Source organism: Microbacterium excoecariae (assembly GCF_011326725.1).
Taxonomy (GTDB): Bacteria; Actinomycetota; Actinomycetes; order Actinomycetales; family Microbacteriaceae; genus Microbacterium; species Microbacterium excoecariae.
The window spans coordinates 1,290,728-1,315,349 of sequence record NZ_JAANCO010000001.1 but is presented as its reverse complement, the minus strand read 5'-3'; the positions used below and the strand labels follow the sequence as shown (position 1 = coordinate 1,315,349).

22 protein-coding genes and 1 tRNA gene are annotated in these 24,622 nt (G+C 71.0%); 8 read left to right on the top strand and 15 right to left on the bottom strand.

Annotated features, from left to right (window positions below):
* Positions 1-27: 27 nt before the first annotated feature.
* The 3 genes from ilvD to G8E01_RS05925 all read right to left on the bottom strand — a co-directional run bounded on the left by ilvD (position 28) and on the right by G8E01_RS05925 (position 3,998).
* Positions 28-1,737, bottom strand: a complete 1,710-nt coding sequence (gene ilvD, locus G8E01_RS05935; RefSeq protein ID WP_338100753.1) for a dihydroxy-acid dehydratase — start codon at positions 1,735-1,737, stop codon at positions 28-30.
* Positions 1,738-1,812: 75 nt separating this feature from the next.
* The gene (gene otsB, locus G8E01_RS05930; RefSeq protein WP_338100752.1) at positions 1,813-2,574 is read right to left on the bottom strand and encodes a trehalose-phosphatase; all 762 of its coding nucleotides are present in this window, start codon (positions 2,572-2,574) and stop codon (positions 1,813-1,815) included.
* Positions 2,571-3,998: an alpha,alpha-trehalose-phosphate synthase (UDP-forming) gene (locus tag G8E01_RS05925; RefSeq protein WP_166317176.1), complete on the bottom strand. Its 1,428-nt coding sequence runs from the start codon at positions 3,996-3,998 to the stop codon at positions 2,571-2,573. Before G8E01_RS05925 ends, otsB begins: the two co-directional genes overlap by 4 nt.
* 87 nt (positions 3,999-4,085) lie before the next feature.
* Here G8E01_RS05925 and G8E01_RS05920 point away from each other — a divergent pair, with 87 nt between their 5' ends.
* From G8E01_RS05920 to G8E01_RS05910, 3 genes are all read left to right on the top strand, one after another.
* The gene (locus G8E01_RS05920) at positions 4,086-4,325 is read left to right on the top strand and encodes a hypothetical protein (RefSeq protein ID WP_166317173.1); all 240 of its coding nucleotides are present in this window, start codon (positions 4,086-4,088) and stop codon (positions 4,323-4,325) included.
* Between the two features lie 88 nt (positions 4,326-4,413).
* Complete coding sequence (locus G8E01_RS05915) at positions 4,414-4,863, top strand: MarR family transcriptional regulator (protein ID WP_166317170.1); 450 nt, start codon at positions 4,414-4,416, stop codon at positions 4,861-4,863.
* Positions 4,860-6,086 (top strand): MFS transporter, encoded by a 1,227-nt coding sequence (locus tag G8E01_RS05910; RefSeq protein WP_166317167.1) that lies wholly within the window; start codon positions 4,860-4,862, stop codon positions 6,084-6,086. The genes G8E01_RS05915 and G8E01_RS05910 overlap by 4 nt, the downstream gene beginning before the upstream one ends.
* Before the next feature lie 6 nt (positions 6,087-6,092).
* Here the strand turns inward: G8E01_RS05910 and G8E01_RS05905 are convergent, their stop codons facing one another.
* Positions 6,093-7,424, bottom strand: coding sequence for an MFS transporter (locus tag G8E01_RS05905; RefSeq protein WP_166317164.1), 1,332 nt, complete (start codon positions 7,422-7,424; stop codon positions 6,093-6,095).
* A 175-nt stretch (positions 7,425-7,599) separates the two neighbouring features.
* On the opposite strand from G8E01_RS05905, the gene G8E01_RS05900 reads away from it, so the two are divergent.
* Together G8E01_RS05900 and G8E01_RS05895 are read left to right on the top strand one after the other, a co-directional pair.
* Complete coding sequence (locus tag G8E01_RS05900) at positions 7,600-8,199, top strand: PadR family transcriptional regulator (protein ID WP_205827230.1); 600 nt, start codon at positions 7,600-7,602, stop codon at positions 8,197-8,199.
* Position 8,200: 1 nt separating this feature from the next.
* The gene (locus G8E01_RS05895) at positions 8,201-9,958 is read left to right on the top strand and encodes a sulfatase (RefSeq protein ID WP_166317158.1); all 1,758 of its coding nucleotides are present in this window, start codon (positions 8,201-8,203) and stop codon (positions 9,956-9,958) included.
* A 6-nt stretch (positions 9,959-9,964) separates the two neighbouring features.
* Here G8E01_RS05895 and G8E01_RS05890 read toward each other — a convergent pair whose 3' ends face one another.
* The 11 genes from G8E01_RS05890 to G8E01_RS05840 all read right to left on the bottom strand — a co-directional run bounded on the left by G8E01_RS05890 (position 9,965) and on the right by G8E01_RS05840 (position 22,334).
* Positions 9,965-10,969 (bottom strand): substrate-binding domain-containing protein, encoded by a 1,005-nt coding sequence (locus G8E01_RS05890; protein WP_166317155.1) that lies wholly within the window; start codon positions 10,967-10,969, stop codon positions 9,965-9,967.
* 22 nt (positions 10,970-10,991) lie between these two features.
* Positions 10,992-12,257 carry a D-arabinono-1,4-lactone oxidase gene (locus G8E01_RS05885; RefSeq protein ID WP_205827431.1) on the bottom strand — a complete coding sequence of 422 codons (1,266 nt, stop codon included), beginning with the start codon at positions 12,255-12,257 and terminating at the stop codon, positions 10,992-10,994.
* 38 nt (positions 12,258-12,295) lie between these two features.
* Positions 12,296-13,807: an arabinosylfuranosidase ArfA gene (arfA, locus tag G8E01_RS05880; protein ID WP_166317147.1), complete on the bottom strand. Its 1,512-nt coding sequence runs from the start codon at positions 13,805-13,807 to the stop codon at positions 12,296-12,298.
* A gap of 50 nt (positions 13,808-13,857) precedes the next feature.
* Positions 13,858-14,775, bottom strand: coding sequence for a carbohydrate ABC transporter permease (locus G8E01_RS05875; RefSeq protein ID WP_166317144.1), 918 nt, complete (start codon positions 14,773-14,775; stop codon positions 13,858-13,860).
* Positions 14,775-15,695 (bottom strand): carbohydrate ABC transporter permease, encoded by a 921-nt coding sequence (locus G8E01_RS05870; RefSeq protein WP_166317141.1) that lies wholly within the window; start codon positions 15,693-15,695, stop codon positions 14,775-14,777. Before G8E01_RS05870 ends, G8E01_RS05875 begins: the two co-directional genes overlap by 1 nt.
* A gap of 54 nt (positions 15,696-15,749) precedes the next feature.
* Entirely contained in the window at positions 15,750-17,084 is a 1,335-nt protein-coding gene (locus G8E01_RS05865) for an ABC transporter substrate-binding protein (RefSeq protein WP_166317138.1), read from the bottom strand.
* A gap of 156 nt (positions 17,085-17,240) precedes the next feature.
* Complete coding sequence (araA, locus tag G8E01_RS05860) at positions 17,241-18,746, bottom strand: L-arabinose isomerase (protein WP_166317135.1); 1,506 nt, start codon at positions 18,744-18,746, stop codon at positions 17,241-17,243.
* 29 nt (positions 18,747-18,775) lie between these two features.
* Complete coding sequence (locus G8E01_RS05855) at positions 18,776-19,468, bottom strand: L-ribulose-5-phosphate 4-epimerase (protein WP_166317132.1); 693 nt, start codon at positions 19,466-19,468, stop codon at positions 18,776-18,778.
* Positions 19,465-21,093 carry a xylulokinase gene (locus G8E01_RS05850; protein WP_205827430.1) on the bottom strand — a complete coding sequence of 543 codons (1,629 nt, stop codon included), beginning with the start codon at positions 21,091-21,093 and terminating at the stop codon, positions 19,465-19,467. Before G8E01_RS05850 ends, G8E01_RS05855 begins: the two co-directional genes overlap by 4 nt.
* Before the next feature lie 89 nt (positions 21,094-21,182).
* On the bottom strand, positions 21,183-22,187 hold the full coding sequence (locus G8E01_RS05845) for a LacI family DNA-binding transcriptional regulator (RefSeq protein ID WP_166317126.1): 1,005 nt from the start codon (positions 22,185-22,187) through the stop codon (positions 21,183-21,185).
* Positions 22,188-22,258: 71 nt separating this feature from the next.
* A tRNA-Lys gene (locus tag G8E01_RS05840) sits at positions 22,259-22,334 on the bottom strand.
* A gap of 140 nt (positions 22,335-22,474) precedes the next feature.
* On the opposite strand from G8E01_RS05840, the gene G8E01_RS05835 reads away from it, so the two are divergent.
* From G8E01_RS05835 to G8E01_RS05825, 3 genes are all read left to right on the top strand, one after another.
* Positions 22,475-23,281 carry an inositol monophosphatase family protein gene (locus G8E01_RS05835; RefSeq protein ID WP_166317123.1) on the top strand — a complete coding sequence of 269 codons (807 nt, stop codon included), beginning with the start codon at positions 22,475-22,477 and terminating at the stop codon, positions 23,279-23,281.
* Positions 23,278-23,793, top strand: coding sequence for a hypothetical protein (locus G8E01_RS05830; protein ID WP_166317120.1), 516 nt, complete (start codon positions 23,278-23,280; stop codon positions 23,791-23,793). The genes G8E01_RS05835 and G8E01_RS05830 overlap by 4 nt, the downstream gene beginning before the upstream one ends.
* A gap of 170 nt (positions 23,794-23,963) precedes the next feature.
* Positions 23,964-24,584: a GntR family transcriptional regulator gene (locus tag G8E01_RS05825; protein WP_166317117.1), complete on the top strand. Its 621-nt coding sequence runs from the start codon at positions 23,964-23,966 to the stop codon at positions 24,582-24,584.
* The last annotated feature ends 38 nt before the right edge of the window (positions 24,585-24,622 follow it).

Genomic DNA, 24,622 nt, shown 5'->3' with positions numbered 1-24,622 from the left:
TGGGGACGACGTGGGCGAGGACGCGGGTCAGCCGGTGACGGCGCCGACGGCGGCGGAGCCAACGAGCTTGGCGTACTTCGCGAGAACGCCGCGGGTGTAGCGCGGGGGAAGCGGCTCCCAGCCAGAGCGGCGGGAGGCGAGCTCAGCCTCGTCGACGAGTAGGTCGAGAGTGCGAGCGGCGACATCGACCCGGATCAGATCGCCATCGCGCACGAATGCGATCGGACCTGCGTCCACCGCCTCGGGTGCAATGTGGCCGATGCACAGGCCGGTTGTGCCGCCGGAGAATCGACCGTCCGTCAACAGTAGTACATCCTTGCCGAGGCCGGCGCCCTTGATGGCCGCCGTGATCGCGAGCATCTCGCGCATCCCGGGGCCGCCCTTGGGGCCCTCGTAACGGATCACGACGACGTCGCCGGCCTGGATCTCGCCGTTCGTGAGCGCGTCCATGGCGGCGCGCTCGCGCTCGAACACGCGCGCGGGGCCCTCGAACACCTCGGCGTCGAAGCCGGCCGTCTTCACGACCGCGCCCTCGGGGGCGAGCGTGCCGTCGAGGATCGTCAGCCCGCCGGTGGCGTGGATGGGGTTGTCGAGCTCGCGCACGACCGTTCCGTCGAGCGGCTCAGGGTCGAGGTCCGCGAGGTTCTCCGCGAGCGTCTTGCCCGTGACGGTCAGCGCGTCCCCGTGCAGGAGGCCCGCGTCGAGCAGCGCCTTCATGACGACCGGCATGCCGCCAGCGCGGTCGAAGTCCTGCGCGACGAACTGGCCGAAGGGCTTCACGTCGGCGAGGTGCGGCGAGCGCTCCCCGATCCGCCGGAAGTCGTCGAGCGTCAGGTCGACGCCCGCCTCGCGCGCGATCGCGAGGAGGTGGAGAACGGCGTTGGTGGATCCGCCGAGGACCATCGCGACTGTCACGGCGTTCTCGAACGCCTTCTTCGTCAGAATGTCGCCGGTCGTGATGCCCTTGCGCAGCATCTCGACGACGGCCTCGCCCGACCGGTGCGCGTACATGTCGCGGCGCCGATCGGCGCTCAGCGGCGTCGACGAGCCCGGCAGACTCATGCCCAGCGCCTCGGCGACGCACGCCATCGTGTTCGCGGTGTACATGCCGCCGCAGGCGCCCTCGCCCGGCGCGAACCCGCACTCGATCTTCTTGAGGTCGGACTCGCTCATCTGGCCGGCCTTGCACGCGCCGACGGCCTCGAACGAGTCGATGATCGTGATCGTGCGCTCCGTGCCGTCGTCCATCTTCACCCAGCCCGGGGCGATGGATCCGGCGTAGAGGAAGACGCTGGCGAGGTTGAGGCGCGCCGCAGCCATGAGCATTCCGGGGAGCGACTTGTCGCAGCCCGCGAGGAGCACCGTGCCGTCGAGGCGCTCCCCCATGACGACGGTCTCGACACTGTCGGCGATGACCTCGCGGCTCACGAGCGAGAAGTGCATGCCCTCGTGGCCCATGGAGATGCCGTCGGAGACGGAGATCGTGCCGAACTGCAGCGGGTAGCCGCCGCCGGCGTGCACGCCCTCCTTCGAGCCCTGCGCGAGCCGGTCGAGGGAGAGGTTGCAGGGGGTGATCTCGTTCCAGCTCGACGCGATGCCGATCTGGGGCTTCTCCCAGTCGTCGTCGCCCATGCCCACCGCGCGCAGCATTCCGCGCGACGTCGTGGCCTCGATGCCGTCGGTCACCACGCGACTGCGCGGCTTGATGTCGATTCCCGCACTAACGTTGTCACTCACGCACGCAGTCTATTCCCAGATTCGCGCACCCCCGAACGGCTTGCCGTTCTGCCCGCGGAGACGCGAGCGAAGCAATCAGGATGCGCGGTGCTGCGCGAGGCGCGTGAGCACGGCGGCGAGCTCCGGCGTGTCGGCGACGCGGTAGCGCGCGGCCGTCTCGCCGTCGCCCACGCGGATCCCCAGGTCGCCATCCTCGAGCGAGCGCAGCGCGTCCTCGTCGGTGACGTCGTCGCCGGCAAAGAGGACGGCCGAGGCGCCCGTCTCGCGTCGCAGCTCGGCGATCGCGACGTCCTTGCCCTCGTGCCGGTCGGCGAACTCGACGACATGCTTCCCCGTGCGCCGGCGCCAGGCCGGGGCCTCGCGCTCCATGAGATCGTCGACGGCGGCCTGCGCCCGGGCCCCGCCCGCCGGATCCGCGAGGCGCGTGTGCAGGGCGAATCCGAACGCCTTGTTCTCGATCCACGCCCCGTCGATCCCGGCGATCGCGCGCTCCGCGTCTTCGGCGAGGCGCGCGGATCCGCCCGCGACCACGCCGGGCGCGGGCTCGTCCTGCCCCGGGCGCCAGCGCTCCGCGCCGTGCGAGCCGACCAGCCAGATCGGCGAGTCGTCGCGGTGCTCGGCGATCACGCGCAGGTCAGCGAGCGTGCGGCCCGACACGAGCGCGACCGTCGTGCCGGGGGTGTCCGCGAGCGCGGCGACCGCCCGGGCGGCATCGGGGGTCGCGCGCGCCGACATCGGTTCGTCCACGAGCGGCGAAAGGGTGCCGTCGAAATCGAGCGCGACGAGGAGTCTCGGCGCCGTTCCCAGCCGCGCGAGCGCCTCGTCGAGGTCGCTCACGCGCCGTCTCCGTCCGCATGACGGCGGCGGCGCAGCTCGTCGATGTCGGCGAGGAACGTGCGCCCCCACTTCTCGACGTCGTTGTCGAGCACCTTGCGCCGCATGGTCTTCATACGCCGGGCCTGCTCCGCGACGGGCATCTCCAGGGCGCGCATCATCGTCTCCTTCATGCCCTCGATGTCGTGGGGATTCACGAGCAGCGCGCTCCCCAGCTCGTCGGCGGCCCCGGCGAACTCGCTGAGCACCAACACTCCCGTGTTGTCCGCGCGCACCGCCACGTACTCCTTCGCGACGAGGTTCATGCCGTCGCGCAGCGCCGTCACGAGCATGACGTCGGCCGCAAGGTAGAGCGCCACCATCTCCTCGCGCGGGTACCCCTGGTGGAGGTACCGGATCGCCGTGTTCTCTACGGTGGAGTAGTCGCCGTTGATGCGCGCGACCGTCATTTCGATCTCGTCGCGCAGGTCCTGGTACGCCTCGACACCGGGCCGGCTGGGGCTCGCGACCTGGACGAGCGTCGCGTCGTGTCCCGAGATGTCGCCGTCGGCGAGCAGCTCGCCGTAGGCCTTGAGCCGGTGGCGGATCCCCTTCGTGTAGTCGAGGCGATCGACGCCCAGCATGAGCTTCGCGGATCCCACCTGGTCACGAATCGCCTGGGCGCGCGCGATGATGTCGGGCCGCCGCGCGAGCTCCAGGAACTGCTCGGCGTCGATCGAGATGGGGTACGGCTTCGCGATGACGAGCCGCGTCCCGTCGCCGTCCGGCACCTGCACCGTGTCGCCCTTCGTGGGATGGTTCAACAGGCGCCGGATCGAGCGCTGGAAGTTGCCCGCGTCTGCGACGCGCTGGAAGCCGACGACGTCGGCCCCGAGGAGCCCCTGGAGGACCTGCGCGCGCCAGGGCAGCTGCGCGAACAACGCGTATGCGGGGAACGGAATGTGGTGGAAGTAGCCGATGGTTACATCCGGGCGGAGGGCGCGCACCATCTGCGGGACCAGCTGCAGCTGGTAGTCCTGCACCCAGACGAAGCCGCCCTCGGCGACCACCTCCGCCGCCGCGGCAGCGAACCGGCGGTTGACGGTCACGTACGCGTCCCACCACGACCGCTTAAATTCCGGCGCGGCGATGACGTCGTGGTAGAGCGGCCAGATCGTGCCGTTCGAGAAGCCCTCGTAGTAGTCCCGCAGGTCGTCGGGGCTCAGGCGCACCGGGACCAGGAGGTTGCCGTCGAACTCGAACGGCTCGACGTCGAGGTCGGCCTTCCCTCCCCACCCGACCCACGCGCCGTCGAGGTTCTGCATCACCTGCTCGAGGGCCGTGACGAGACCGCCGGGCGAGCGGCGCCAGACCGGCTCGCCGTCCGGCCCCTCCACCCGGTCGACGGGGAGGCGATTGGCGACGACGACGAGATCTGCGCGAGACATGGCACTCCTTGGTGTCGTCGCCAGCCTAGTGATCCGACGACCTGCGGGGCAATGACGGATCCGCGCACGACCGGGTAGCGTGGGGCCATGCGCAAATACCTGCTCGGCACGGGAATCATCGGCGCCGTCTCGACCGGCTGGTCGCTCCTCCGGGGCGCGGCCCATCAGGAGTTCACGTGGCGCGTCGCGCTCGCATGGGCCGGGTGGGCGATCTCGATGGCCCTGTCGATCGGCATGATCCGCGACATCCGGCGCGTGTCGCACGGGCAGCCGATCCCCGCGGACTCGCCGATCGCGGGGCGCGAGTCGAAGTACCGCCGCAGCTAGCGCGGCGGCCGAGGGCGACGGGCGACCGTCGCCCTCTTCTGCGAGCAAATACATCACATAGTTATATAACGGTGTAATATAGCCGAACGTGACTGCATCCGACGATCTCGAAGCCATCATCGTCGCGGCGCACGCGCTCACCCGCATCGCCGCCCTCGATACCCGTAACGAGGCGCCCTCCGCGCAGTGGCGCACGCTCGCGATTCTTCGCGAGCACGGCGCCCTCCGCATCGGGGACCTCGCCCGCCTGAGCCGCATCACCCAGCCGGGCGCGACGCGACTCGTGCGGACGATGACCGAGGCGGGACTCGTCGAGCGCGCCGCCGACGCCGACGACTCACGCGCCGTGCGGGTCGTGGCCACCGCCGCGGGCGACGAGGCCTACCTCGCGTGGCGGCGCCAGCTCACGGGCGCCCTGCTCCCCCGCTTCGCCGACCTCGACGACGGCGACTGGGAGGCCCTGCGGCGCACGGCGCGGCTGTTGACCGACCGCGTCGCGTCCCCCCACCCCTCGACCCCGAAGGAGATCGCGCCATGAGCCAGACCGCATCCTCGTCCCTCTGGAATCAGCCGCGAGCCGTCTGGGCGGTCGCGTTCGCGAGCGTCGTCGCGTTCATGGGAATCGGCCTCGTGGATCCGATTCTGCCGGCGATCGCCGAGGCGCTGGCCGCCTCCGAGACCGAGACGGAGCTGCTGTTCACGAGCTACCTCGTCATCACCGGCGCGATGATGCTGTTCACGAGCTTCGTCTCCAGCCGCATCGGCGCCAAGAGGACTCTCCTCGCGGGCCTCGCGATCATCCTGGTCTTCTCGCTGCTCTGCGCGCTCAGCGGATCCGTCGACGCCGTCATCGGATTCCGCGCGGGCTGGGGGCTCGGCAACGCGCTGTTCATCTCCACGGCGCTCGCGACGATCGTGGGAAGCGCCGCGGGCGGCAGCGCCGGCGCCATCATGCTCTACGAGGCCTCGCTCGGCCTCGGGCTCGCGATCGGGCCGCTCGCGGGCGGTCTCCTCGGCAGCGTCTCGTGGCGCGCTCCCTTCTTCGGCGTGACCGTGCTCATGGCCGTCGCGTTCATCGCGGTAATCGTCCTGCTCGACGCCCCCGCCACGCGCCCGCAGCCGGTCCGGTTCACCGCATCGCTACGCGCCCTCGGCCGCCCCGCGCTCGGGCTGCTCGCGGCCGCGGCCGTGTTCTACAACATGGCCTTCTTCGTCCTGCTCGCCTACTCGCCGTTCCCGCTCGGGTTCGACGCGCTCGGCATCGGCCTGACCTTCTTTGGCTGGGGCGTCGGCCTCGCCGTCACGTCGATCTGGGGCGCTCCCGCGCTCCTGCGCGTCGTGAAGCGCTCGACGGCGATCGTGATCGTCATGCCGCTGATCGCGGCGGACCTCCTCGTCGCCGGACTCGTGGCCGCGCACCCCGGCGCGCTCGTCGCGTGCATCGTCGCGGGCGGGCTCCTGTTCGGGTTCATGAACACGATCCTGACGGAGACCGTCATGGAGGCCACCGACCTGCCGCGGCCGATCGCGTCGGGCGCCTACTCGGGCGTGCGTTTCCTGGGCGGCGCGGTCGCCCCGCCCGTCGCGACGCTCCTCGCACACCACTTCGGGGACGTGGCACCGTACCTCTTCGGCACCGTTGCGGCCCTCGTCACCGCCGCGATCGTGTTCGCCGGACGCCCCCTCCTCCGCGTCGCCGACGGTCACCGGGTCGACGCGGAGGAAGAGGCGCTGGCGGTCGCCGAGGGCGACGCCGCGTAGGCCGGATCAGTCGCGCGCGGAGAGGACCTTGATGCGGTGCGTGTCGAGGTCCTCCTTCACGCGGGCCACGTCGCGGGGGTAGGTGAGGTGCAGCAGGCCCAGGACGGCCGCGTTGACGATCATCAGCACGACGAGGATCCAGAAGAACACCGACTCGAGGCCCCACGTCGTGGCCAGTTGCCCCGCGCCGAGCGAGAAGATCGCCCACCCGAGGGTCTCGAACACCGTGATGAAGACGGCCATCGCCTGGCCGCGCAGGCGCGGCGGCACGATCGACGCAACGATGGGTCGGTTCACGGGCGGGTTCATGCCCTGCGCCGCGCCCATGAGTGCCCAGAACACGCAGTAGTACAGGATCCCGTCGGCGCCGATCTGCGTGCCGAAGTAGGCCGCTGCGGCGAAGAGGACCTGCGCGAGCTGGATGAACCAGACGCGACCGCGGTCCGGCATCACCGTGTCCAGCATCCGGACGACCACCCCGCTCCCGAGCGTGCCGACGATGTAGCCGATGCCGAAGGGGGCCAGGACGATCGCGGCGGTGGCGTTGTCGAAGCCGCGGGTGTTGACGAGGAACGTCACGCCGAACACCATGATGAGGAGGTGACCCGACAGGAGCCGGGACACCATCATGATGACGAAGGACGGGACGCGGAACAGGCTCGCGATGCCCGCGAGCGAGGTCTTCTCTCCCCCGCGGTCCTTCGCCTCGAGATCCGCGAGCTGCGGCTCCGACGCCCCTACGCCGGGGTCCCGGATGAGCGCCCACTGCGCGAGCCCCGCGACGACCGCAATCGCGCCCACGAGCGCCAGCCCCAGGCGCCAGCCGTCCTCGGAGCGCGTGAACAGTCCGAGGGCCGGGCCGATGAGCGAAGCGAGACCGTTGACGGTCGCGTAGAAATAGGAGATCGCGCGGCCGCGGTCCTTGTCCTCGAACGAGTCCATAATGAGAGCCGTCCCGACGGGCGAACCGCCGACCAGCGACGCCGCCATCAGCACGTTGAGGACGAGCAGGCTCACGAAGTCGCCGCTGAACGCCGACGCGATGCCGAAGGCACCACCCAGGATCGACGTGACGACCAGCACGAGCTTGCGCGACGTGCGCCCGCCCAGCCACGTCCAGAGCGGGCCCGCCGGCGCCGAGGCCACCTTGCCGGCCGCCGTGATGATGCCGAGGTGGCCGGCGTTGAGCCCGAGTGCCGCCGCGATCGTCGGGAAGATCGTGCCGATGATGCTGCCCTCGGTGCTATCCACGACCGTCGACCCCGTGAGGGTTGCGAGGTTGCGCCAGCGATGCTTCACCGGCGTCACCGCCTGGCGCGCCTGCTGTTCCACCACCATGGTGTGCTCCTGTCTCCATCGTCAGGTTCGGCCGCCATCGACCGAATCGTCCCGCGGCTCGATGCCGCCGGGGAAGCATGACACAAGTATCACCCGCGCGTCAACGCTAAGTGGTTGAAATGCTTATTCCTTTTGTGTCATGGTGGGAACACGTCTGACGAAGGGGACGGACACGATGAAGCTGGAACACCTCCTGCTCGGCGTCCTGGCCACCAAGGCCAGCACCGGCTATGACCTCAAGAAGTACCTCGACGAGCACGGCCGCTTCCTGCGCTCGAACACGCAGATGAGCCAGGTCTACCGATCGCTCGGGCGCATGGAGTCCGACGGCTGGGTGCGGCACTCGATCGAGGAGCGACCGGGCGCCACGGACGCGAAGCGATACCGGCTCACCCCGGAGGGCGGAACCGTCCTCATGGACTGGCTGACGAGCGCCTACCAGCCGCCCTCGCGCTTCGAAAATCCCGAGCTCATGGCCCGGCTGAGCCTGGCCGGGTTCCTGCGGCGGATGGACGTCCTACGTCTGCTCGACACGGAGCTTGAGGTGCGCACGGCAGAGGTCGCGAGATTCCGCCACCGCGATCGCCGCATCGAGATGGATCCGGACCTTCCCTTCGACCCCGAACTTCACACCACCGTGTCCGAGTGGGCGCACGAGACGGGATCGGGCGCGATGGACGCGCACATCCTCGCGGTCGCCCGGCTGCGAGACGCCATTGCCGACGCCCCGGACCACCCGCCGCTCATCCCGATCATCGCCGCCGAGGGGAACTAACATGCGCGCCATCGTCCTGATGTTCGACAGCCTCAATCGCCACATGCTCCCCGCATACGGCGACACGGTCGTCGACGCCCCGAACTTCGCCCGGCTCGCGGAGCGCGCTGTGACGTTCGACAACTTCTACGCCGGATCCATGCCCTGTATGCCGGCACGGCGCGAGATGCACACGGGCCGCTACAACTTCCTCCACCGCAGCTGGGGCCCGCTCGAGCCGTTCGACGACTCGATGCCGGAGATGCTCGGATCCGCCGGCGTGCACACGCACCTGGCGAGCGACCACCCCCACTACTGGGAGGACGGCGGGGCGACCTATCACACGCGCTACAGCACCTGGGAGTTCTTCCGCGGGCAGGAGGGCGACCCGTGGAAGGGGGTCGTCGGATCCACCGACCCCGCCGCGCCCGTCCACGCGCGCATGGTCGCTCAGGATGCCGTCAACCGCCGGCACATGCCGACGGAGGCAGAGCACTCCCAGACCCTGACCGTCGACGCCGGGATCGAGTTCCTCGACACGAACGCGGGCGCGGATCGCTGGATGCTCCAGCTTGAGCTGTTCGACCCGCACGAGCCGTTCTTCGTGCACGACGCGTACCGGCGCCGCTACGGCGACGCCCCCGAGCAGCCGTTCGACTGGCCGGGGTACCGCAAGGTCACCGAGAGCACGGACATGGTCGCCGAGGCCCGATCCGAATACGCCGCGCTCGTGTCGATGTGCGACCATTCCCTCGGCCGAGTGCTCGACGCGATGGATCGCCATGACATGTGGCGCGACACCATGCTCATCGTGAACACGGATCACGGCTTCCTCCTCGGCGAGCACGGCTGGTGGGCCAAGTCGGTCCAGCCGTGGTTCAACGAGCTCGTGCACCTGCCGATGTTCCTCTGGGACCCGCGCACCGCGGGCGCCGACGAGCGCCGCGGCGACCTCGCGCAGACGATCGACATCGCGCCAACCCTCCTCGGCTTCTTCGGCGTCGACGCCACGCCCGACATGCAGGGGCGCGATCTCGCCCATCCCGAAGCCGCGCCGCGCGAGCGGGCGCTGTTCGGGATCCATGGCGGCCACATCAACGTGACCGACGGGCGCTACGTCTACATGCGCGCCAGCGCCGAGTGCGCGGGAGGCCCGCTCGAGGAGTACACGCTCATGCCCACCCACATGCGCGCCCGATTCGCGCCCGACGAGTTGGCGGCGTGGGAACCCGCCCCGCCCCGCGCGTTCACGAAGGGCCTGCGGACCATGCGAATGCCGGCGCGCGCGGGGTGGCTCAACTCGTGGAGCCACGGCACCCTGCTGTTTGATCTCGAGAACGATCCGCACCAGACCGCGCCCCTCGACGACGAGACCGTCGAGGCGCGCATGGCGCAGCTCCTTGTAGAGGAGATGCGGGCGTCGGACGCGCCGGACAGCCAGTTCGTCCGCCTGGGCCTGCCGCGGACCGGGGCTATCGGTTCCGAGCACCTGCGCGTGCGCGCCGACCGCGCGCGCGCCGCCGCGCTCGCCGAGCCGCTGCCGCACGCCGCCGACGTGCCGCAGTCCGACCTGCTCGCGGCGCCGCTCGTCGAGCTCGCCCGCGTGGCCACGCAACGCCGCGCGATCGAGGGTGTGGCACCCGACCTCTTCCGGACGGAGGCGCTCACCCTCCCGCCGAGCATGAGCGTGTGGGATCTCGCGGCGATGGGCGCGCTCACGGCGGATCAGCTCCTGCAGATCGGCCGGGCCCTCGACGCGGCGGTGGCGTCGACCGCGTAGGCCGGATCAGCCGGACGCCGACTCGCGCTCGACGACGCGAAAATCGGCGAGCAGCTCCCGCGGGGCGGCGTCCGGATCCGCGATCCGCTCGACGAGGGCGTCGACCGCGCGCTCCGCGATCCACGCCCGCCCCGGATCGACCGTCGTGAGCGTGGGGATCGAGTACGCGGCCTCGTCGATGTCGTCGAACCCGACGACGGCGACGTCCGCGGGGACCTCCAGGCCGGCCTCGTCGAGCGCGCGCAACGCCCCGAACGCGAGGGTGTCGTTGAGCGCAAACAGGGCGTCGAACCGCGCGCCACTCGCGAGCAGGCGCCGCGTCGCGTGGAGGCCGTCGACGCGGTGCCACTCCCCCGCGGGCGCAATGAGCGCCTCGTCGACCGCGAGGCCGCGCCCCTCGATCGCCTCGCGATAGCCCCGCAGTCGCAGACCCGCGGATCCGATGACCTCCCCCTCGTGCGCGCCCACGAGCGCGATGCGGCGTCGCCCGCTGTCCAGGAGGAAGTCGGTGGCGGCCCGCGCCGCCTCCACGTTGTGCATCGTCACGTGATCGGCCGGACCGCCGAAGATCCGCTCGCCGAGGAGGACGAGCGGATAGTCGACGGCGAGGGCGCCCGCGTCGTCCTGCCCCATCTCCAGCGGGCTGAAGATGAGCCCGTCGGTCATCTTGACGCGCGCGGCGCCGAGGAGGGCCAGCTCGCGCGCGCGCGTGCCGCCGGTCTGCTCGACCTGCACGGCGAGACCCCGCCGCTCGGCGGCGGCGATGACGGCCGCCGCAAGCTCCGCGAAGTAGCTCAGCGCGAGATCGGGCAGCGCGAGGCCGATGACGCCCGTGCGCCCCGACCGGAGGTTCCGCGCCGTCTGGTTCGGCGTGTAGCCGAGCTCAGCGATCGCGCGCTCGACCCGATCGCGCGTGTCCGGGCGGATGTGGGGGTAGTCGTGGATCACGTTCGAGACCGTCTTGATCGACACGCCGGCCTCGCGCGCGACGTCCTTCAGCGTCGCGGGCACGGTGCCCGCCGAACGCCGGCGGTCATGCGCCGAGCCCCACGCGGTCGAGGAACGCGTTGCCGAACACGCCCGACGGATCCACCCGCGCGCGGAGCGCCCGGAAGTCCTCGAATCGGGGATACAGCTGGCGGAGGCGCTCCGCCCCCATGTCGAACACCTTGCCCCAGTGGGGGCGCGCATCGAAGGGCTCCAGCGCCTCCTCCAGCACAGGCAGCACCTGGCGCACGGCCTGCTCGTCGCGGTGCCACGTGAAGTGCAGCGCGACGCTGTCCCGCCCCGACGAGGGGCTCAGCCACTGGTCGTCGGCGGCGATCGTCCGGATCTCGCACACGTGCAGGACCGGGGAGATCGCCTCCCCCCGCGCGCGCACGGCGGCGATCGCGGCCGCCGCGTGCTGCCGCGGCACGAGGTACTCGCTCTGCACCTCGTCGCCGACCGACGGCGTGAAGTCCAGGCGGAAGTGCGGCAGGCGGGCGAACCAGGGGCCCGGCTCGCCGAGCTGCGGGCTGCAGGCCTCCGCCACCGCTCCCGCGATCGGGTGCCGCGGGCCATCGGCGCGCACGGCGCCGAGCAGGTCGGCCGCCGGGGCATCGCCCGGCCCCGCGGCGAGCGCGCGCCGCTTGACCCACACCGCCTGTGCGCGGTCCCCGGGCGCCCAGGTCGTGAAGATGCTCACGCTGTGACCGAGGGCGCTGACCTCGTCGAAGCGCTCGAGGATCCGGTCCCACAGCGGCCCGTCGAAGACGGTCTGCGCGACCTCGTAGGCCGGTTCCGTTTCGAGCTCCAGGCTCGTGACAATGCCGAGTGACCCGAGCGAGACGACGGATCCGCCGAAGTCGGCGTCGCCGCGCCGCACCGTGCGCAGCTCGCCGTCGGGGCCGACGACCGTCACCGCGCGGACGGCGGCTGCGAGCGAGGGCACCCGGTCGCCGGATCCGTGCGTTCCCGTCTGCACGGCGCCGGCGACGGAGATGTGCGGCAGCGACGCGAGGTTTGCGAGCGCGCGCCCCGCTGCGTCGAGCTCGCCGACGATGTCGCCGTAGCGCAGGCCGCCCGCGACGCGGACGGCGCCCGGCAGGATCTCGACCTCGCGCGGCATGCGCGCGAGCGAGATCAGGGCGCCGTCCGTGTCGGCGATGTCGGTGAACGAGTGCCGCGACCCGAGCGCGCGCACGCGCCCGCCCGCCGACACGGCGCCCCGCAGCTCCTCGAGAGAGGTGGGCTCGAGGATCCGCTCGGCCCGATAGGCGACGTTTCCCGCCCAGTTGCGCTCGCTCGTGTCCGGCATCGTCGCCATGGTTTGCTCCTCGTCCTCGCTGGCCTGCGTCAGGACAGGCCCACCGCGGTCCAGGATACGGGCGGCAGCGTGATCGTCAGAGCGCCGCCCGCGACGGCGGCCGTGTCGTTGCCCTTCGGCGCCACGCGCTCGGTGTTCTCGAGCGTGTTCGCGGCGTGCGGATCCTCATCGAAGATCGCGTGGACCTCGCGCACTGCGACGTCGCCCAGCCGCGAGACGTCGACGGTGACCTCCAGCTCCTCCGTCTGCGAGCGGTTCACGAGGAACACCGCCGACTCGCCCGCCTCGGCGTCGTGCGTCGCGACGGCGTCCACGAGCGGCACCTCGCCGTAGCGCGCCGTGGAGTACGTGGGCGCCTCGACCACGAGCTGCAGCGCGGTGCCGCGCGCGAGGCGCGAGGTCAGCGAGAACGGGAAGAAGGTGGTCTGGCGCCAGGCCGGGCCGCCCGGCTCCGTCATGATCGGCGCGATGACGTTGACGAGCTGCGCCAGGGACGCGCTCGTGACGCGGTCGGCGTGCTTGAGGAGCGAGATCATGAGGTTGCCGAACACGACGGCGTCCATGACCGAGTACACGTCCTCGAGCAGGCGCGGCGCGATCGGCCAGTTGTCGGTGCCCTCGATCTTGTCCACGTTCGCGAACCGGCTCTGGTACCAGACGTTCCACTCGTCGAACGAGATGTTGATCCGCTTCGAGGAGCCACGCACCGCCGCGACGTGGTCGGCCGTGTTCACGACGGTCTCGATGAATCCATCCATGTCGACCGCCGAGGCGAGGAACGAGTCCACGTCGCCGTCCGTCGGCTCGTAGTAGGCGTGGCACGAGATGTAGTCGACGTCGTCGTAGGCGTGGTGCAGCACGACGCGTTCCCACTCGCCGAAGGTGGGCATGTGGGCGCTCGAGGATCCGCACACGACAAGCTGCAGGTCCGGATCCACCTGGCGCATGGCCTTCGCCGTCTGCGAGGCGATCTTGCCGTAGTCATCGGCGCTGCGGTGGCCGAGCTGCCACGGCCCGTCCATCTCGTTGCCGAGGCACCACATGCGCACGTTGAAGGGCTCCGAGCGCCCGTGCGCGGCGCGGCGGTCGGACAGCTCCGTGCCGCCCGCGATGTTGGTGTACTCGAGCAGGTCGAGCGCCTCGAGCGTTCCGCGCGTGCCGAGGTTGAGGGCGAGCATCATCTCGCTGCCGACCTTCTCAAGCCAGCCCGCGAACTCGTGCAGGCCGACCTCGTTGGTCTCGGTCGAGTGCCAGGCGAGGTCGAGCCGGCGCGGGCGCTCGGCGCGCGGGCCCACGCTGTCCTCCCAGCGGAACCCCGAGACGAAGTTGCCCCCCGGGTAGCGGATGGTCGCCACGCCCAGCTCGCGGACGAGCTCGATCACGTCGCGGCGGAAGCCCTCGGCGTCGGCCTCGGGGTGGCCGGGCTCGTAGATCCCGTCGTACACGTGCCGGCCCAGGTGCTCGACGAACCCCCCGAACAGGTTGCGGTGGATCGGGCCGACGGCCACGCGCGGGTCGAGGGTGATGCGGGCTTCGGACATGGTGTCTCCTTCGGGAGGGGCGGTGCGGTCGGTAGGTCGAGAGGGGGCGGTCACTTCACGCTGCCGAGCGTGAGCCCACCCTGCCAGTAGCGCTGCAGGAGCAGGAACGACAGGATCAGCGGAACGACGGAGATGAAGGCGCCCGAGGTGATGAGGTTCCACACCTGCTCGCCGCCGGCGCCGGCGTTCGAGAGCGCGAGCCAGCGGTTCAGGCCCACGGTCACGGGGAGCAGGTCGGGGCTCGTGAGCACGGCCAGCGGGAGGAAGAAGTTGTTCCAGGTGCCGACGATCGACAGGAGCAGCACGGTGACGATGGCGGGCTTGAGCAGCGGCAACACGACCTGCACGAACGTGCGCCACTCCCCCGCGCCGTCGATGCGCGCGGCCTCGAGCAGCTCGTCGGGCACGGCGTCCTGCGTGTAGACGCGCATGAGGTAGACCCCGAACACGTTCAGCAGCGACGGCAGGATCACCGCCCACGGGGTGTCGATGAGGTTGTAGTCGCTCAGCAGCATGAAGGTGGGGATCACGAGGGCGGTCAGCGGGACCATGACGGATCCGAGGATCATGCCGAAGAGGAACCCGCGGCCGCGGAAGCGGAACTTCGCGAACCCGTAGCCCGCCAGCACGGCGATGATCGTGGCGCCCGTCCCGGACACGAACGCGTAGAAGAACGAGTTCCCCAGCCACCGCCAGTACATGCCGCCCTGGTGCTGGAACAGCCCGACGACGTTGTCGACGAAGGCGGTCGGGTCGCCGAACCAGAACGCCGGCGTCGAGAACAGGTCGCCCGTCGACTTCGTCGCCGCGACGACGAGCCACCAGATGGGGACGACGAAGTACAGCGCGAGGATCGCGAGGAGGACGTGGGATCCGATGCGGCGCCCGCCCGTGCGACGCCCTGCGGAGCGATTGACGCGGCTCGGGAGCCCCGTGACGGTCGTGTGCGGGCCGGTCGAAAGGGCCATCACCGGAGTCCGTTCTGCTTGCGGGTGAGGAAGAGGAAGGCGAACGACCCGAGGAAGACCACGAACGCGAGGGCGAAGGCGATCGTCGAGGCGTAGTTGAACTGGCTGTAGCTGAACGCCAGCGCGAACGCGTACATGTTCGGCGTGTAGTCGGCGGGCAGGGCCCCCGACGCGACGGATCGCAGCACCGTCGGCTCGGTGAAGAACTGCATCGTGCCGATCAGGGCGAAGGTGATCACCATGACCATGGAAGACGAGATGATCGGGATCTTGATGCGCGTCGCGATCTGGAACCCGTTTGCTCCGTCAATGCGCGCGGCCTCGTAGAGCGACGGATCCACCGACCGCAGGGCCGCGTAGATGATGATCATGTAGTAGCCCGCCCACTGCCACGTGACGACGTTGACGAGGCTGAAGAAGATGCTCGACGACGACAGGAAGTCCGGCGCGTCGAGCCCGAAGACGCCGAAGATCGTCGCGCCCGGCCCGAAGCGCGGGCTGTACAGGAAGCTCCACATCAGCGAACCGATGACGACGGGGATCGCGTACGGCGCGAAGATCAGCAGGCGCGACGCCTGCGCGAGGCGCGAGGCGAGCGAGTCGAGCAGCAGGGCCGCGACGAGCGCGATGCCGAGCTGCGTCGGGATCATCACGACGGCGTACAGGACGACGCGTCCCACGCCGCCGAGAAAGAGCGGATCCGTGAACGCCTTCACGTAGTTGCCGGCCCCGACGAACTGGGTGCCGCCGGCGAGCGTCGAGCTGAACAGGCTCATGCCGAAGGCGTAGATCAGCGGGAAGACGAGGAACGCGGCGAAGACGACGAGGAACGGGGCGACGAAGAGCCAGCCGACGTGTTGGCGCCTGCCGACGCCTCGGCGTCGCCGGGCGCGCACGGGCGCCGGAGCGGTGGTGGTCATGGTGTGCCTTTCGGACGCGGCGGCGGGCGGGGGCGCACCCCGCCCGCCGTGCAGTCAGTCGAGGAGCTCGAAGCCCTGCTCGGTCGCGTACGCCTCGAGGGTCGCCTGGAGGTCGTCGAGCGCGGCGCCCGCGTCCTTCTCGCCGTCCACGACCACGGCCGTCACTTCCTCCTGCAGCTGGTCATATGCATAGTTCTGGAACGGGCTGAAGGTGAAGCCGCCGTAGCCGGCCGCCGCGTCGAGGAAGACGTCGGCGTTGATCTGCTGGCCGTCGAAGAACGGGTACTCGAGGTCGCGGAAGTAGTCGGACTCGAGGATCGGGCGCCACAGCGGGAACAGCGCGGCCTCCTCGATGCCGATCTTCCAGGCCTCCTCGGTGCCGAAGATCTCCTTCGCCACGAGCGCCGCGGCCTCGGGGTCGTCGGCCTGGCTCGTGACGGCGAAGGCGGATCCGCCCCAGTTGATCTGGACGGGGTTCGCCGCGTCCCACTGCGGGACGGGGGCAGCGCGCCACACGGCGCCCTCGTCGCTGCCCTCGAGCCCCTGCAGGTACCCCGGCCCCCAAGCCGCGGCGACGTAGATCGCGTAGGAGCCGTCGACGAGCTTCGTGTTGTAGTCGGCGGTGAAGGCCTCGTCGACCGCGATCAAATCGCGCTCGGCGAGGTCCTGCCAGTAGGCGAGCACGTCCTTGGACGCGTCGTCGGCGACGTCGATGCCGATCTCGAGCGGGTTGCCACTGTCGTAGGTGAACGGGGTGCTGCCGGCCTGCGCGAACAGGGCCTGCGTGTAGGCGCGGCCGTTCGGCGGGAAGTTCGCGAGCACGCCCGGCGCGCCGTTCTCCTTCAGCGTCTCGGCCGCCGCGGCGAACTCCTCCCACGTGGTCGGGGCCGCGATGCCGTACTCGTCGAGGATGTCCTGGCGGTAGAGCATGCCCATGGGACCGCCGTCGACGGGGATCGCGTAGACCGCGTCGCCGCTCGACACGTCGCGCCAGGCGCCCTCGGTGTAGTCGCCCTCGACGTCGGCCGCGCCGTATTCGCTGAGGTCGACGAGCGCGTCGCGGATGGAGAAGCTCGACAGCACCTCCGACTCGAGCATGATGACGTCGGGGGCGCCGCTGCCGGCCTCGATCGCGGTGGAGAACTTCGTGTACTCGTCGTTGCCCTGGCCGGCGTTCGTCCAGCAGATCTGGACGTCATCGTGCGACGAGTTGAACAGGTCGACGACCTCTTCGAACGCCGGATACCAGGCCCAGACGCTGACCTGGGTGGCGTCCTCGTTGACGATGTCATTCGTGCACGTCGCCTCGGCGGCGCCGCCCGAGCAGCCCGTCAACGCTGCCGCGGCGACGGCCACCGTGCCGCCGGCGGCGAGGATTTTCTGCTTCATTGCTGTGTCCTCTCGGGGAAGAGACTCCGATGTCTCTCGCAAATTTACAACGTTGTAGGTAAACGTTGTAAAGATAGTGTGGCGCCGCGCCCGGTCGCGTGTCAACCCCGATGTGTGCGGGGTGGCAAGCGGCCGGGCGCGGCGCGAATACGGGGCTTAGACGCCCTGGTTGATGTGGTGGTAGACCTGGTTCCAGCGCATCGCGTTGCGGAACTCATTCACGGTCGTCGACTCATCGATCTCGAGCAGCTCGATACCCGCCATCTCGGCGAAATCGCGGAAGCAGTCGATCCCCACGGCGGTCGTCATGACCGTGTGGTGCGCCGCGCCCGCCGTCATCCAGCACGCCGCGCTCGTGGGGAGGTCGGGCTCAGGCCGCCACACGGCGCGCCCCACGGGCAGCTTCGGCAGGTCCGGTGCCTCGACGTTCTCGACGACGTTGGCCGTCAGCCGGAAGCGCGTGCGCATGTCGCTCATCGCGACGACGAGGGCGGGGCCCGGATCCGCCGTGAACACGAGGCGAACCGGATCCTCCTTGCCGCCGATCCCGAGTGGGTGGATCTCCGCCCGCACGCGGCCCGAGGTGAGCGACGGCGACACCTCGAGCATGTGCGCTCCGAGGATCCGCTCGTGGCCCGGCGTGAGGTCGTACGTGTAGTCCTCCATGAGGCTCGCGCCGCCGGGGAGGCCGCGGCCCATCACGTTCGCGATGCGCACGAGCACGGCGGTCTTCCAGTCCCCCTCACCCCCGAAGCCGTAGCCCTCGGCCATCAGGCGCTGCACGGCAATGCCCGGGAGCTGCTTCAGGCCGCCGAGGTCCTCGAAGTTGTCGGTGAAGGCACGGAAGCCCCCCTCGACGAGGAACGCGCGCAGCCCGATCTCGATCGCGGCCGCGTCGCGCAGCGAGGCGTGCCGCTCGCCGCCCGCGCGCAGCTCGTCGGCCACGTCGTAGAGCCGCTCGTACTCCGCCACGAGCGCGTCGACCTCAGCCGCGGTGGCGGCCTCGACGCGCTCGACCAGCTCGTTCACGCCCCACGTGTTGACCTGCACCCCGAGCGCGATTTCGGCCTCGGTCTTGTCCCCCTCGGTGACCGCGACGTAGCGCATGTTGTCGCCGAAGCGGACGACCTTCAGACTGCGGGCCTCCGCGAGGCCTGCGGCGGCGCGGATCCACGTGCCCACCTCGCCCGCAACGCGCGCGTCGCTGACGTGACCCACGACAGTCTTTCGGGCCAGGCCGAGACGGCTCTGGATGTAGCCGAACTCGCGGTCGCCGTGCGCGGCCTGGTTCAGGTTCATGAAGTCAAAGTCGATCGAGTCCCACGGGAGCGCCACGTTCGCCTGCGTGTGCAGGTGCAACAGCGGCTTGGAGAGCGCCTCGAGGCCCGCGATCCACATCTTCGCCGGGCTGAAGGTGTGCATCCACACGACCACGCCGATGACGTCGTCGTCGGCGTTGGCCTCGAGCATCGCGCGGCGGATCGCGGCGGGATCCGTCAGCACGGGGCGCCACACGATCGGTGCGGGCACGCTCTCGCTGGCGTCGAGCTCGCGCGCGACCTCACGCGACTGCTCGGCGACCTGCGCGAGGGTCTCCTCGCCGTAGAGCCCCTGGCTCCCCGTGAGGAACCAGATCTGCTTGTCCTGGTAGGGCTTGGTCATGACGATTCCTGTTCTCTTCGCGGGCCGCGTCAGCGCTGGCCGTACACGTTCTGGTAGCGGTCGTAGAGCCGGTCGACCAGCTCTGTGGGGATCGGGAGCGGCGCGCCGAGCTGGCGCGAGATGTGCACCGTGCGCGCGACCTCCTCGAGGAGGACGGCGGCCTTGACAGCGGAGCGCGCGTCGCGCCCGATCGTGAAGGGGCCGTGGTTCTGCATGAGCACGGCGGGGCTACGGTGCCCGCGCAGCGTCTCCACGATGCCGCGACCGATCGAGTCGTCGCCGATGATCGCGAACGGGCCGACGGGGATCGGCCCGCCGAACTCGTCCCCCATCATCGTCAAGACGCACGGGATCTCCTCGCCGCGGGCCGCCCACGCGGTGGCGTAGGTCGAATGGGTGTGCACGACCCCGCCCACCTCGGGCATATGGCGGTAGACGTATGCGTGCGCGGCCGTGTCGGAGGACGGACTGCGGTCGCCCTCAACGAGCGTGCCGTCGAGATCGCACACGACCATCGCGGCCGGCGAGAGGTCGTCGTAGGACACCCCCGAGGGCTTGATGACGAGCAGATCGTCGTGCCCGGCCACCCCGGGAACGCGCTCGGACACGTTGCCGGCCGTCCACGCGACGAGCTCCCATCGGGGAAGCTCGGCGTGCAGCGCTGCGACGCGCTCGCGCGCGGCCTGGACGGCGCCGGCCATCTCGGCGGGAATTGCGGTCATGCCTGGTCTCCTTCTGCTGTGACGGGGAGCGCCGTGACGGCGGCCCGCTCGATCTCGAGGCCCGCCTCCCACGTCGCCAGGTACGCGTCGTGGTCGCGGATATCGTCGCCGGACGGCGTGACGCGCGCCACGGTTTCGTCGGCGAAGGCGGTGCGCGCGATCCAGTCCGCCAGCGGCGCGCTCTCCCCGCCCACCACGGCGGCGCGATAGGCGGCGAGGACGGCCATGCCCCACGCCCCACCCTCGCTCGCCTGGTCTCCGACGACAACGTCGGACCCGAGCGCCGCGGCCAGGAGCCGCTGGGCGACGCCGGCCGTGCGGAAGATCCCGCCGTGCGCGCGCATCTCGTCGATCGTCACGCCCTCCTCGTGGAGCGCGCGCATCCCGAGCGCGAGGGTGGCGAAGGATCCGCGCACCTGCGCGCGCGCCAACCCCGCGAGCGTGAGGGCGGATCCGGGGGTCCGCACGACGATGGGGCGCCCCTCCGACAGGCCCGCCACGGGCTCGCCCGAGAGGTGGTTGTACGCGAGCACCCCCGCGTCCGCGTCCGGCTCGAGGGCGCCGGCGAGAAACGCGGCGAATGCCTCGTCCTCCGCGACCGGGTGACCGATCGCCGCGGCGAACTCCCGCAGCACGCCCACCCAGGCGCCCGTCTCGCTGGCGCCGTTGTTGCAGTGCACCATCGCGACGGCGTCCCCCGCGGGCGTCGTCACCAGGTCGATGTCGTCGTGTCGCCGCGCGAGCGGGCGCTCGAGCACGACCATGCCGAAGATGCTCGTGCCCGCGCTGACGTTGCCCGACCGGGGCGTGACGGCGTTCGTGGCGACCATCCCCGTGCCCGCGTCCCCCTCGGGCGGCGCGGCGAGGGCGCCGGGGGCGAGCGAACCCGTCGGATCGAGCAGACGCGCGCCCGCCTCGGTGAGGCGGCCCGCGTCCTCGCCCGCGCGCCGCACCTCGGGCAGGATGTCGGTCAGGCTCAGGTGGCCCGCGCCCCGGCGCGCGAGGACCGCGTCCGCGCGCCGAAGCCGGTCGGCGTCGTAGGTGCCGGTCGCCGAGTCGATCGGGAACATCCCCGACGCGTCCCCGATCCCGAGCGCGCGCACGCCCGTCAGGAGCTCGTGGACGTAGCCCGCGAGCGTCGTGACGTGCGCCACGCGGGCGACGTGCTCTTCGCCGTCGCGCACGGCCTGCGCGAGGTGGGCGACGGACCAGCGCAGCGGGATGGTGATGTCGAGCTCGTCCGAGAGCTCGGCCGCCGCCGGCCCCGTCGTCACGTCGCGCCAGGTCCGGAACGGCACGAGCAGGTCGCCCGCGGCGTCGAAGGCGAGGTATCCGTGCATCATCGCGGACACGCCGATCGCAGCGAGCTCTCCCGGGCGCGACCCGCCGTCGGCCTCGATGCGCGACACGAGATCGGCGTAGGCGGCGCGCACGCCCGCGCGCACGTCCTCCAGCGCGTAGGTCCAGTGGCCGTCCACGAACTGGTTCTCCCAGGCGTGGGATCCGGTCGCGATCACGCGCCCGTCTGGCGTCGTGAGGCACGCCTTGATCCGCGTGGAGCCGAGCTCGATACCGAGGCTCGCGGATCCCTCCCGGATTGCGGCGTCGGGGTGTGGCGTCGTCATCGTCGTCCTCTCGTCGGCGTCGTCGCCGCTGTCGCGGTGCGTGCCTATGTTAGCGCTCACATACGCGATGCGATACCCCGGCGCGGGAGTCAGCCCACCCGGGTCGTGCTCTCCCGCACGACGAGCCGGGCACGGATGCGGACGGCCCCCGCGGGCGGCGCGCCCTGGCCCGCGGCTACTAGCGTGTCGACCGCGGCAGCGCCGAGGTCGGCGAAGGGCTGGGCCACCGTGGTCAGCGACGGCCGCAGAAAGGCCGCACCGTCGATGTCGTCGAAGCCGGCGACCGCGACATCCCGCGGCGCCTCGATCCCGCGCTCGCTGCAGGCGCGCAGGGCACCGATCGCGAGGAGGTCGTTCGCCGCGAGGATCGCGGTGACCTCCCCCGCCGCGATTTCCTCCGCGAGCAGAGCGGCCGCGCGATAGCCGTCGGCCGCGGCCCATCCCCCGGCCGGCACGATCCGCGGCTCGGCGCCGCCCTCCGCCATCGCCTCGGCGAACCCGCCCGACCGCTCGATCGCGTCGAACCACCCGCGCGGCCCCTCGAGGTGCGCGATCCGGGTGTGCCCCTCGGCGAGCAGGTGACGCGTGAGGTCGCGCGCCGCGCGGCGCTGGTCGACCGCCACGTCGAGCGCGGCGCCCTCCCCGCGCGCCGCCACCACGACGCAGGGCACGGCGAGCGGGTGCCGGTCGACGACGGCCGCGACCTCGGCGAGGGGCGCGACGACGACGATGCCGTCGACGCCCTGGTTCAGCAGCTGGTCGAACACCTCCCGCGGATCCCGGGAGCCCACGGAGGCCAGGGAGACGAAGTACCCGCGGTCGCGCGCCGCGGCCTCGATCGCGAGCACCGTCTGGGCCGGCCCCGAGTGCGCCGTCGAGGTCGTCACAACGCCGATCGTGGCGGTGCGCGTGGTGACGAGCGTCCGCGCGGCCTGGTTGCGGCGGTAGCCGAGCTCCCCGATCGCGTCGAGCACGCGGGCCCGCGTTTCCTCCCGCACGTACGCGTGGTCGTTCAGCACCCGCGACACGGTCTGGTGCGAGACGCCCGCGCGCTCCGCCACGTCGGCCATCGACGGCCGGTTTGTCCTTGCCATGGGACCCATCCTGGCGGATCCGCCAGACAGAAAACGCCTCCGGCCCGAGAGGACCGGAGGCGTGTGAGAGGTGGTGCGCCCCCTCGGACTTGAACCGAGAACCCACTGATTAAGAGTCAGTTGCTCTGCCGATTGAGCTAGAGGCGCAGGATCCGAACGAAAGAAGAACTCGTGCCGAACCGAGGAATGACATTACCGAGTTTCCCCGCCGGACGCCAATCGGACACCCACGCCCGGCGTGTCTGAGTGCGGACTGATCGTCGCGCCCGCGCCGATACCATGGGGCAATGAGCCCCTCCGCCGCCTCCGCCTCGCTCGCCGACGACCTCGCGCTCGCGTTGCGGCTGGCGGACGCGGCCGACGCCGAGTCCATGGCGCGGTTCGACCGCGCCGACCTCGAGATCGGCCAGAAGGCCGATCGCTCGCACGTGACGGCCGCCGACCTGGCCGCCGAGCGTGCGATTCGCGAGATCATCGCGGCGGAGCGCCCGGACGACGCCATCTTCGGCGAGGAGTACGGCGCAACCTCGAGCGCCGCCCGCCGCTGGATCGTGGATCCGATCGACGGCACCGCCAACTACCTCCGGGGCGTGCCCGCGTGGGGAACGATGATCGCCCTCGAGATCGACGGCGTCGTGTCCGCCGGCGTCGTCAGCATGCCCGCGATGGGCCGCCGCTGGTGGGCGGCGAGCGGAATGGGCGCGTGGACGCTCGCGGGAGGCGAGCCGCGCACCATCGCCGTCTCCGGCGTGGACCGCCTCGACGAGGCGTCGCTGAGCTTCCAATCGATCGCCCAGTGGCGCGACGCCGGGCACCTGGACGCGCTGCTCACCCTCCAGGGCCGCGTGTGGCGTGACCGGGCATACGGCGACGTCTGGTCCTACATGCTCCTGGCCGAGGGGCGCGTCGATATCGTCGGGGAGTTCGACGTCAAGGAGTATGACATCGCCGCGGCCGCCGCCATCGTCCGCGAGGCGGGCGGCCGGTTCACCTCCTTCGAGGGCTCCGACTCCCTCGACACGCTGTCGGCGCTCGCGACCAACGGCCGCCTGCACGACGCCACGCTCGACGCCCTGCACGGACGCACGCCATGACGCGCGCACGCGCGCTTGCGGGCGCCCTCGGCCTCGCGGTCCTCCTCACCGCCTGCTCTCCCGCCGCCGAGGAGGCGACCGAGACGCCCACCCCGGACCCCACGCCCGTCGAGATGTCGTGCGACACGATCGTTCCGACGACCTTCTCGTCGCGGCTCGGCGAGCTGGGCTGGTCGGCCCGCGAGGAGCCGTTCCGCATCGGCGAGCACGTGTTCGACGACGGGATCCAGTGCATCTGGGGCGACGCCGAGACAGGATCCGAGGTGGCGCAGATGTATGGCTGGGCGCCGGCCGACGCGGATACGGCGGTCGAGATGCAGGAGTACCTCGAGGCCCAGGGATGGATCCGCGAGGAGGACGGGGACACCGTCTACATCACGGAGAACCCCGACTACGCTCTCGCCGTCGGGGAGGACGGATACGGCATGACGTACCGCTTCCGGGACGACACGATCGCCCTCGCAGACACCAAGACGGGTCTCGAGCTCGTCGTGTGGCAGGCCGGCGAATAATACCGACATCCCGGCTTTCGCTGAGTGTTTCCGGCGATTCGTCCGATATCGATCCGACAACGGGTTGCATTCAGGGTGCCCCACCTAGCCTGATTCGACCGGGTCGGCGCGCACGGCGGCGACCCGGTTCGACGCCTCGTGCTCCCCCGCACGACGGAGAGGAACACCGCATGTTGCAGCCTGTCGCATCCCCCACCGTCCGCCTGGCCGACGCCGTGTTCGGGCGCCTCGCCGACGCGATCGTCGGCGGATCCCTCGGCCCCGGCGAGCGGCTCCGCGACGCGGAACTCGCGCGGACCATGGGCGTGTCGCGCATGCCCGTGCGCGAGGCCCTCCAGCGCCTCGAGCGGATCGGCATGGTGGAGATGTCGCCCAGCCGCTACACGCGCGTCACGGAGGTCACCGACAAGCTGGCGGCCGACACGCGGACATTCGCGGGCCAGTACGCCGCGATCACGATGCGCATGACCCTTCCGAAGATGACGGCGGATCAGCGCGATGCGGCCGCCGTGCGGATCGACGAGATCGTCGCCGAGGTCGAGAACGGCGCCGCTACCGTCGCCACGCGGCGCGCCATGTACCGCCTCCTCGTGGAGCTGTCCGGCAACGAGTTCGTCCAGACCGTGGCCCGCGACGCCGACCTCGCCATCGCGCGCAACCTCCAGGGCCTCGCGCTGCCCCTCGACGGCCCGGGCGAGCTCGCCGAAAACTACCGCGCGCTCCGCGAGGCGGTCCGCGCCGGCGACGCGGACCAGGCCGAGCTGCTCGTGCGCGCCCAGTACGGCATCTGACAGCCCCGAACGCACGACGCCCCGCTCCTCGAATTCGA